Here is a 7,756-nt window from a genome sequence, read left to right as displayed (position 1 = left end):
AACTCGGGCTTGAGATATTCATAAATTGCCCAGCGTATGTTGTTTAGCATTTCTGTGATAATGCTGGTGTGGGCACCGAGAATATTGTCATAAAACCATTCCTGAAAATCAGGCATCATTTTGTAGCCGTCAATCTCGTCTATTGTCTGCCCATTCTGAGTCATGACTGCCATCAGCTTGTGCACGTTATCCTACAAGGGGGTAAAGTTGTGCTTGCAGCTATTCCCGCAAATCTTCAGATATGCCATCCGTTGGATCTTGAACGCCTTGTTGTAGCCGATCGAGGGAAACCATACCTCCTCCACGAACGCAGTTCCCTCCAACCAAGTCGCAAACTCCTCTACACTTGTTCGGAGGTTTAACACTTCGGGGGCGAATAACGGTGAATTGCAGAATTGCCTCAAATAAAATAGGTAGGTTCTGTCACTAGGCCTGCACCCATGAGGTGTCGGCAAATCAAACGGCGCCACGCCGTCTCGCTTCTGGGCCTGTGAGCGGCTTCTTTGATCTCGCAATCAATTTTTCACAAGTCAGCGAACAACGTGTCGGCCGTATCTGCACCTTTGCGATAGCGATCCAAAATCAAGCTGCAATGTGGAAGCAGTTCTTCTGGAGCTCGCCCGTTTTTCTCGCACCACACGAGCAACAGGTCTGTTAGTAGCTCGAGTTCACGGGCCACTACCTGGGCCGCAAGGCCTGAAGGGTCAGTTTCCACGATTTTACTCCTTGTACTGAAGCTGCTGGCCAACCGTGTCAGTCCGGTACATGTCCTTATTGATATGCATTTCCTCAACAGCGGTTTCATGAAGTAAGTGGTAAAGAGCACCCTCAACGTCTTCCTCGAACACGGTGAATGGATCGCTCGTCGCTTTCAATATTGTGACCTCGACTATTCTTTCCCGCATTTCCGGTGAGGAAGTGTAGAGCGTCACCCTGTCGCAAAGCAGGGGACGTATTTGCACTTGAAACATAGGTTTTTCAAAGGATGGTCCGGTCACGCGTCTCTCCCAGCCTGAGGGCAAGCGCAAGTGACTTTACCCCTCAGGCCTGATTAGTGGATTGCTGACGATGTCGGCAGTCTATGCTGACCGGCTGCAGGAGTCTACTTTATCAACACCTGAAATATAACGGGTGTTATGTCCCAAAAAAGAAACCCTCCGGCGGGAGGGTTGTCTAAATTGCGTTGGAAAAAACGCACAAGAAGGGGGAAGTGCGTATATTGGGATAACTATTAAGCTTTGAAAAAGTTCCCGCCCCACGCCCAAAATCATCCAGAAGTCGTCTCTAATGGCTCGTATCTTGGCGGTAGATGCGCCCAATCGAATGCAAGTAGCTAATTATCTCGTCTTTGAGGTGATTACGCTCGCCAAATTTCTGAGTGATAGCTTCCAGCTCGTCCTGCACCTCGTCGCATCGCGGTTCTGGCAAGTCTGCATCCCCTAATGTGTAGGCATTGTCGCCGATCGCAACTATATCGCAGCCGGTCGCCAGCACAGCATCAACGAATGCGGGGATGTCATCTTCGTCCATCATCTTCATTGCTGGTCTCCAAGCAAGGTAATGAGGCTGAGCCCATCCGAAGAGCGCCCTCCGGGTAGGCTCATCGTGTGCTGCCATCACAGACAGAGCCAGAATGCACTTGTCTGGCGATTATGCAACTCGCAGCCTCGTCAAAATGTTGGATCGTTGTAGGGTAACGAACCTAACAGATAGGGTGATCGCGGGGGGAGCCATCCGGGATGGCGCGGTGGTGGCGATAATCAGCGGCGTTCAGGTTCTCGATGAAGTTGGAAAAATTGGCCGTTTGGACGTGAGTTGAGACGAAATGTTGGCATTGATGTGCCGGCTTTATCCGCATCAGGCGTCGAACGGGAAGGTGAGAATTCTCTGCGCGGTTGTTGAGTGGTTTTGTGCGAACGGTGCTCAATCCCCCGCTCCATCGGGCTTTATGTGTGCTTGTGCACCAGATGGAACAGGTGGAGGTTGATGGCAAAGTCAACGATATAAACCAGCATCTTTGCGTCGGATCGCGATATCTGCATATGGAAAAAGACGGGAATGATTACCATTCCCGTCTTCGATTTAATATTCGAAGCGTTCAGATCAGAACTCGTCCCAGCTGTCGACAGCTGCATTTGTAGCCACACTAGAGCGGCCAGCGAAGGCCTGAGCGATTTTGCCAACCATATCGCGTGCAGGCGACGGCGCAGACGTTGAGCGCGGCGAAGCGGCCAATATATTTGCCGTCTTCCGCAGGACCGCGGTCTGATTGGTCGTGCCACCAATGCCCCCCTGTCCAAGCTGGAACTGGCTGATCAATTCGCGCAGACGACCGGCTTCGGTGGCAAGCGTTGCACCGGCAGCATTGGCTTCTTCCACCATTGCCGCATTCTGCTGCGTTACCTGGTCCATCTGGTTGACGGCCGTATTGACTTCGGCCAGTCCAACAGACTGCTCGCGTGACGATGTCGCAATCGAATCCATGTGCTGATTGATGGTCACGATGTAGGATTCGATCGTGCGCAGGGCTTCGCCGGTTTCGCTGACCAGTTTGACACCGCTGCCAACTTCTATAGACGACTTGCTGATCAGCTCCTTGATTTCCTTGGCAGCCTGCGCTGAGCGCTGTGCCAGTTCACGAACTTCCTGTGCAACGACCGCAAAGCCCTTGCCAGCCTCGCCTGCACGGGCCGCTTCAACGCCTGCGTTCAGTGCGAGAAGGTTGGTCTGGAAGGCAATTTCATCGATGACACCGATGATGCTGGAAATCTGGCCGGAGGATTCCTCGATCCGCCCCATCGCCTGTACGGCATTGGCAACCACAGCACCGGAATGGCGGGCGCTTTCATTTGCTTGGATTGCGACGGCGCGAGCTTCATCGGCTCGTTTGGACGAGTTGGAGACATTTACTGTAATCTGATCAAGAGCTGCTGCGGTCTCTTCCAGTGATGCGGCCTGCTGCTCAGTCCGCTTTGACAGGTCGTCGGCACTCTGGCTGATCTCATGTGAACCACTATCGATCGAACTTGCAGAGTGTGCAACAGATTGAAGCGTGTTGCGCAGCTGTTCGACCGTTGCGTTGAAATCTGCACGAAGGCTTTCAAAATCTGCCGCAAACGGGCGTTCAAGCTTATAGGTCATGTCGCCGGATGACAGATGTTTGAGGCCGGCGGCAAGGCCGTTGGTGGCTTCTGCCATGGCTTCAGCCCGCTGACGCTCTTTCTCGGCATTCTTACGCCGCTGCTCCTCAGTCACATTGCGCTGTTCGTCTGCCTGACGCTCCAGTTCCTGTGTCTTGAGGGCATTATCTTTGAAAACTTGAACGGCACGTGCCATGGCACCGGTCTCGTCGGAACGACCCTCGCCTTCGATCGTAACCGAGAGGTCGCCCGCCGCAAGTCGCGACATGGTGCCGGTCAGACGACCTATCGCATCACCAAGCGATTTTGCAAACATGAAGAAAGCTGAAAGGGCAAGCAGCGATGTCAGAATGGTGACACCGATCATAGTCCACAATGCGGTGCGTGCCTGGGCCAGCATGTCGGTTGCATCTGTGCCAATTTCAAAAACGCCGATCTTTTCACCGGAGAACGAGTTGAAAGGCACGGCCTTGATCAGCATGTCGCGACCGTCGAGTACAGCTGGCTCGAACACCGCTTTCCCATCAAACGCGGCCTGCACCGTTTCCATAGACAGAAGTGTCTTGCCGTCTTCGGTCGACGACTGGTTGACCAGCTTGCCATCGGAAATGACGTTAACGGCGATTTCGGCGCCCAGCCTTTCCGCAAGCGGTGTGAAATAGGCATTGGAAAGTTCGGTTCCCACATCAACGACACCCACAACCTTGCCGTCGGCAAATACTGGCGCAACCGCATAAATGCCAATACCGGTGCGGCCAGGTTCGATACCGGCTGCAACCTTGCCGGTTGAGATCGTCGATGCGACTGTCTTGCGGCGGTGGAGATAGTTGTCACCGAATTTCTCTGGCGCATGAGCGCGCGCGATCACATTGCCTTGGGCGTCGGCAATGGTGAAGTTTTGTAAGCCTCCGATCTGCGCGATTTCTTTGATGTTCTTGGAGAATTTATCCAGCAATTGCTGGCGTTCATTTGCTTCGATCAAGCCCGCAATATCAGGCTCACCCGCAAAGGCCAAAGCCATCGCGGACGCGGAGCGCTGGATTGCCTCCATATCGGTCTGCATAACCTGAAGATCGCTCGCTGCCTTGCTATCAAGCGCCTTGTCATTCATGTCCGCCTGGCGGTACCAAGCCAGTCCACCAATGGCAGCACTGGCGAAAAGTACAGCGGCAAAGCCGTAGCCTGTGATCTTGATCCAAAGCGGTTTTGTTACGGCATTTGTATTCATTTCGGCCCCCTGCGAAATAAGTTCTGTCGCAGGACCATCTGCCAAAAAGATCAACTTTTCATAAAATAAATAATAGAAACACCAAGGATGTTTGCGAAAATTGACGAACAGGGGACCGATGTACAGAAGTGGAAAGTCCGCCTTAGATTAACGACAACGTGTCGATACTTGGCTCTTGTAGACCGCAAGCGAATATATGCCCTCAAGTGTTTCACGCGCGGCGGCTGGCTGACTTCTCATGGCAGATAGGGATGCGCGCTTCAATCGTCTCATAGAGAAATATCCAGACCGGCCTTCTACAAAGTCATACAATCGGTGCCCTGCCAAACCTTTGGCCAAACCGCGGATCAAGTATTTTTCAACATCGTTGACCTTCCTGCCCATGACAACCTCCGAACGAGAGTTCATTGTAAACGGATCCAATCTGGAACAGCTACGTTCTGTGGTCGAACGGTAAGCATAACGTCCGACCACGTCTCTTCAGATCATGATCTCACCGCCTGTCACGGGAATGACCGCGCCCGTCATGTAGCTTCCGAGATCAGACGCGAGCAGGACGTAAGCCCCGGCCAACTCTGCCGGCTGCCCAGCCCGGCCTATAAGTGTATTCTCTCCAAACTTGGCAGCCTTCTCAGCCGACATCGTAGAAGGTATAAGGGGGGTCCAGATCGGACCTGGTGCCACGGCATTCACACGAATGCCTTTGTCCGCGAGCATCTCGGCCAGTCCCGCAGTGAAGTTGGAGATAGCTCCCTTGGTTGAGGCATAAGCCAGAAGCTGAGGCGAGGGCTGCCGCGATTGGATCGAAGTTGTATTGATGATGGAGCTGCCGGGCTTCATGTGAGGAGCGGCTGCCTTTGACAGGAAGAACGGAGCATAGATGTTGGTGCGGAACGTTTCGTCCCATTCGACAGCAGTGATGTCAGCAATATCGGAATAGGTGCGCTGGAATGCAGCATTGTTGACAAGGATGTCGATGCCACCCAGTTCATCGACAGCGCGCTTCACGATGTCGTTGCAATGCCCCTCGGATTTAATGTCGCCTGGAACGATAACAGCCTTGCGCCCCGCTTCCTCGATCCACTTTGCCGTGTCGCGGGCGTCGTCGTCCTCGTTGAGATAAGAAATAACGATGTCCGCGCCCTCTCTGGCAAAGGCAATAGCGACGGCTTTTCCAATCCCGGAATCAGCGCCGGTGATGAGCGCGACTTTGCCCGTGAGCCGACCGTTCCCTTTGTAGGACTGTTCACCATGGTCAGGGACAGGTTTCATCTTGACAGTCTTGCCGGGTGGCTGCTGCTGCTGTTCTGGATATGGCGGGGTAGGGTATCGCGTGTCTTCCATCGCTGTTCTCCATTTTGGGATCAGCAAATTTAACCATAACGGTGCACCTAGAGTTCCAAGAGTGTTTTAAAGCAATGTCCTGCCTCAAAGCGTGCCATTTGTTCGATCACCTCCCAGTCCGACACGTTGGCTCAGATTTTTGTCTCGCATCACCATCCACTAGTCTGAAACGTTGTAAGGTGTTCTATGAGGCAAAGTACGACAGGAAAGAGTTGAGTGAATTGGACAGCTTGAGACTTTCTCGAGTTCGCATTTGGCATTCGGTAATGTTGTACCGTTGGCTACTTTTCAATGACTACTTGGTCACCATGACGGACTGGCGGACTACACGTGTCCATCGATCTTAATGCGCTTAGGCGGTTGCAAATTACAGTGCACCAAAAGTGAGGTCGGGCAAAAAAGCGTATTCCTGATTATGCTTTCGCCACGTTATCTGCCATTCGGCCGACAGCCAGGTTGCCAGGTTGCCAGCGTAGCTATGGGTGTTGATCGCGTCAACGCCGGCATTGCATTCTAAGTGGCCGGTCTAAAACGCCGTCAGCGGGAGTATCCCGGCTGGCTGAAGACGGCACAACAACTCGATGTACCTCTGTTCCCAAATCAAAAGAAGCTCTCGGAGGAGAGCTTCTTTCGGCGTCGAACCTTCGGGTGGGCGCAGAAGGAGATAGAACCAACGCAAAAGCGACAATGCAGAAGATTGAAAATAGTTCCCATTTTTGCGGGTTAATTTCGGTAGCTCGCACTTCATGAGGGTGAGCATGGCTGCCCGGAGGTTCAGTACCTCCAAATCACGCAGCCATTAAATCGAAACCCGCAGCCTCAGCAGAGGCCGCAGGTTTTCTTCTGTTTAACCATCATGGTCTGCACGCCGCCTCATGCAGCACCGCAATGTCAAAAACTCTATTGTCGATCAACCTTGCGCGAAACCTGTGCGATTCCTCTTTGTGATATCAAACTGACTTTGATCGTTAGCCATGCGCTGCCTCCCGCTTTTGGGGATCTGTAACTCTTAAGATTCAACGACGAGGCGCGTGGGCAGGTGGCAAAGAAATCGGCACCGACAAACCATCGTCACTCTTCTGAATTCATAAGGGTGACGTAACTGGTCTATCCCGAAATGAAGTCACCCTTCTGCCAGCCTTCCACGCCCCAGTTGCGAATGCGCATGCGGTAGGCAAAAAATCCGACCAGGAGCGGTGTCAGCGCAAAACTTGCGATAACGACAGCGGGGATTAGATGCTTGGCATGATCTGTCAGCGTTGGAACAGACAAGACCGTAATAACGCCAACATCGAATAGGATGGCATTGACCATCAGTCCGCACATGATCTTGAGCCAGGTGTTCGTTGAGATTGCGTATATCGAGCTCATAACTTCCTCCGTTGCTACACCAGTAAAGGCAAATGGAGGCCTTTGGTTCCGGCAAATGTCGGGCGGCGCAAACAGCCGCCCCCCTCCAAGACTTCGACCACCACGTGCCTACGGCCCAGATGTTCCCGTCGCAAAGCATGTCGTATTAGGGTGTACACAAAAGTTACATGTCGATGTGACAGATGAACGTAGTCACATTAGGGTATCTTTTCGCCAAAAGTGACGTTACATAAAGCAAACCACCCTAATGTTACGGAATCGTCATGGCGCGCATTGGATATGCCCGAGTAAGCTCCCAGGATCAGGATCTGACTATCCAGAACGATCGGCTGAGGGCGGCTGGTTGCGAAATTATCAGGTCGGAAACAGGATCGGGCGCGTCCCGAAAGGGGCGCAGCGAACTCGAAACGATTATGGACTTTTTGCACTCGGGCGACGAACTGGTTGTTGTGCGCCTTGATCGGCTCGGCCGTTCCACTCGTGATGTCCTTAACCTTGTCCACGAGTTGGATGAGAAAGGTGCATCACTACGTATTCTCGAACCTGAAATATCAACAACAGGTTCTATGGGGAAAATGGTCATCACCATCTTAGGGATGGTTGCCGACATGGAGCTCCAATTCATCAAGGACCGCCAGAAAGCGGGCATTGAGGCCGCAAAAACGCTCGGTAT

General features: G+C 52.7%; 6 protein-coding genes and 1 pseudogene. 1 reads left to right on the top strand and 6 read right to left on the bottom strand.

The annotated features are described in order from the left end of the window. Positions 1–719: 719 nt before the first annotated feature. The 6 genes and pseudogenes from RT613_RS23380 to RT613_RS23355 all read right to left on the bottom strand — a co-directional run bounded on the left by RT613_RS23380 (position 720) and on the right by RT613_RS23355 (position 7,083). Positions 720–998: a hypothetical protein gene (locus tag RT613_RS23380; RefSeq protein ID WP_313618760.1), complete on the bottom strand. Its 279-nt coding sequence runs from the start codon at positions 996–998 to the stop codon at positions 720–722. Positions 999–1,284: 286 nt separating this feature from the next. After that, a complete protein-coding gene (locus RT613_RS23375; protein WP_313618759.1) occupies positions 1,285–1,539 on the bottom strand; it encodes a hypothetical protein in 255 nt (84 codons plus the stop codon). A 163-nt stretch (positions 1,540–1,702) separates the two neighbouring features. Next, a pseudogene (locus tag RT613_RS23370) lies at positions 1,703–1,931 on the bottom strand (IS6 family transposase); the annotation flags it as partial. 172 nt (positions 1,932–2,103) lie between these two features. Then, positions 2,104–4,368, bottom strand: a complete 2,265-nt coding sequence (locus tag RT613_RS23365; protein WP_313618758.1) for a methyl-accepting chemotaxis protein — start codon at positions 4,366–4,368, stop codon at positions 2,104–2,106. 480 nt (positions 4,369–4,848) lie between these two features. Further along, the gene (locus tag RT613_RS23360; RefSeq protein ID WP_313618757.1) at positions 4,849–5,712 is read right to left on the bottom strand and encodes an SDR family oxidoreductase; all 864 of its coding nucleotides are present in this window, start codon (positions 5,710–5,712) and stop codon (positions 4,849–4,851) included. A gap of 1,107 nt (positions 5,713–6,819) precedes the next feature. Continuing rightward, positions 6,820–7,083, bottom strand: a complete 264-nt coding sequence (locus RT613_RS23355) for a hypothetical protein (RefSeq protein ID WP_313618756.1) — start codon at positions 7,081–7,083, stop codon at positions 6,820–6,822. A 263-nt stretch (positions 7,084–7,346) separates the two neighbouring features. Here RT613_RS23355 and RT613_RS23350 point away from each other — a divergent pair. Then, positions 7,347–7,756 (top strand): recombinase family protein (locus RT613_RS23350; protein WP_313618755.1); only part of this gene is annotated, 410 nt, incomplete at its 3' end.

Source organism: Agrobacterium sp., from assembly GCF_032092815.1.
Taxonomy (GTDB): Bacteria; Pseudomonadota; Alphaproteobacteria; order Rhizobiales; family Rhizobiaceae; genus Agrobacterium.
Note: the sequence above shows the minus strand (reverse complement) of the source record. Positions and strands in the feature narration are given on the sequence as shown.

Excerpts from the sequence above, each read along its gene's own strand:
- RT613_RS23355 (WP_313618756.1), bottom strand. The coding sequence starts at position 7,083 with ATGAGCTCGATATACGCAATCTCAACGAACACCTGGCTCAAGATCATG.
- RT613_RS23365 (WP_313618758.1), bottom strand. The coding sequence starts at position 4,368 with ATGAATACAAATGCCGTAACAAAACCGCTTTGGATCAAGATCACAGGC.
- RT613_RS23375 (WP_313618759.1), bottom strand. The coding sequence starts at position 1,539 with ATGAAGATGATGGACGAAGATGACATCCCCGCATTCGTTGATGCTGTG.
- RT613_RS23360 (WP_313618757.1), bottom strand. The coding sequence starts at position 5,712 with ATGGAAGACACGCGATACCCTACCCCGCCATATCCAGAACAGCAGCAG.